This window comes from Methylobacterium sp. GC_Met_2, from assembly GCF_026540795.1.
Taxonomy (GTDB): Bacteria; Pseudomonadota; Alphaproteobacteria; order Rhizobiales; family Beijerinckiaceae; genus Methylobacterium.
On the sequence record NZ_JALNUM010000246.1, the window covers coordinates 1 to 1,812 of the forward strand.

Here is a 1,812-nt window from a genome sequence, read left to right on the forward strand (position 1 = left end):
AGTTGGAGAAGACGGGGCGGAGCCGAAAAGATCCGGACCCGTTTGCAGCTACGCGTTTCCAGCATCGCCTGCCTTCCGCGGCCGACCGATGCGGTTCGGCTTTTCAGACGGCGTCGCGGCGACGTTTGGCTCCGCGGCCTCTGCGCGGAAGGTTTCGGGCGCCACCGGCCAAGCTTTTATCGTCCGAGGGCGTCTCGCCTGAGCGTGTACCGAACGCTGGAATGTCCAGGTCGTCGACACGGGACCGAACCACCCGATCGCCGCGTGAGCAGGCCTCGAACAGCGGTACGGTTCTGTGCAGTGCCGCTGTCCTCTAAGCAGCCCAACGACGTGCTTTCGGCGCTCGGCGTGGGCCGCGAGAACCGTGCGGACCTGCCGCTGCACTACGCCGTTACCGCACGTGTGAAGAGCCTCGTGCCGATGCGCGACCCTGACAAGCTGCAGGCGCTCGTTGCGGACCCCGTGGCCGTCGAGGCCGCCTGCCGCCGGATCGGCTCGACCGGTCTTTACCCCTACGCTGTCGTGGCCGGCGCGGCGCGCCGTTTCAAGGCGCGGCAGTTCCCGCGCGAGTCCGGCTATCCAAGGGACGCGGCCACCGGCATCGCCGCCGCCGCGCTCGTCGTCGGCCCGCTTCGCGATCGCGCCATTGCCGCCGACGACCGTCCAATCCGCGTCTACCAGGGGCGGGCGATGGGTCGTCTCCCCGAGATCACGGTGCGCCTCGGCTTCGGGGGCGATCGGCTGCCTCCTGGGCGGAGCGGTCGCTCCAACTGCGGGCCTGGCCCCAGCGGTCACGGAGGATGGACGCCAATGAGCGACGCCGTACTCTCCCGTCTGCGAGCGGGCGGCCTGACGCTGGCCAGCTGTCCCGATCCGCGGCCGACTTCGTGCCGTGCACGCCCGCCGACCTACGCCTCTTCATTGCTGGCCAAGCGCCCGTGCTGCGCGGCCAACCGCAATATCTTGGCATCGTCGTCGGCGACGTTGAGGAGGTGCTGACCCGTAGTGTAGCACTTAGATGGATGCGTGCGCTGTCGGCAGTCCAAGGCACAAGCGGGTGCTGCGTGAGCGACCCATCCCCGCACCGGAAACGACCGCGCAGAGCGTTGCCCCGCGGCGCTGTCCCACAAGCCGGCTTCGGCTCGCAAGACAGCGCCGCGATGGCCCTGGTCGGTTAGAAGTCCATGCCGCCCATACCACCCATGCCGCCGCCCGCAGGCATGGCCGGAGCATCCTTGCGCGGGGCCTCGGAGATCATCGCCTCGGTGGTCACGAGAAGGCCGGCCACCGAAGCTGCGCCCTGGAGCGCGGCGCGCACCACCTTGGCCGGATCGACGATGCCGGCCTGGAGCATGTCGACATACTCTTCGGTCTGGGCGTTGAAGCCGTAGGTCGGAGAGGAATTGGCCAGGATCTTGCCGACCACGATCGAGCCCTCGACGCCCGAGTTCGAGGCAATCTGACGGATCGGGGCCTCGAGAGCCTTGAGGACGATCTTGATGCCGGCCTGGACGTCCGGGTTGTCGCTCGAGAGGCCCTGGACGGCCGCCTTGGCACGCAGGAGTGCCGTGCCGCCGCCCGGGACGATGCCTTCCTCGACCGCCGCGCGGGTGGCGTGCAGCGCGTCGTCGACCCGGTCCTTCTTCTCCTTGACCTCGACCTCGGTCGAACCGCCGACGCGGATCACCGCGACGCCGCCCGCGAGCTTGGCCAGACGCTCCTGCAGCTTCTCACGGTCGTAGTCCGAGGTGGTCTCCTCGATCTGCGCCTTGATCTGGCTGATGCGGCCCTCGATGTCGGACTTCTCACCGG

The 1,812-nt window shown here is 68.8% G+C and carries 2 protein-coding genes; one reads left to right on the top strand and one right to left on the bottom strand.

Annotated features, from left to right (window positions below; all coding sequences use genetic code 11):
* The first annotated feature begins 300 nt into the window (after positions 1 to 300).
* Positions 301 to 999: a PhzF family phenazine biosynthesis protein gene (locus OXS49_RS33230; protein WP_267428751.1), complete on the top strand. Its 699-nt coding sequence runs from the start codon at positions 301 to 303 to the stop codon at positions 997 to 999.
* Between the two features lie 175 nt (positions 1,000 to 1,174).
* Here the strand turns inward: OXS49_RS33230 and OXS49_RS33235 are convergent.
* Positions 1,175 to 1,812, bottom strand: a 638-nt coding sequence (locus OXS49_RS33235) for a TCP-1/cpn60 chaperonin family protein (RefSeq protein ID WP_276082366.1), incomplete at its 5' end; no start/stop codon positions are given.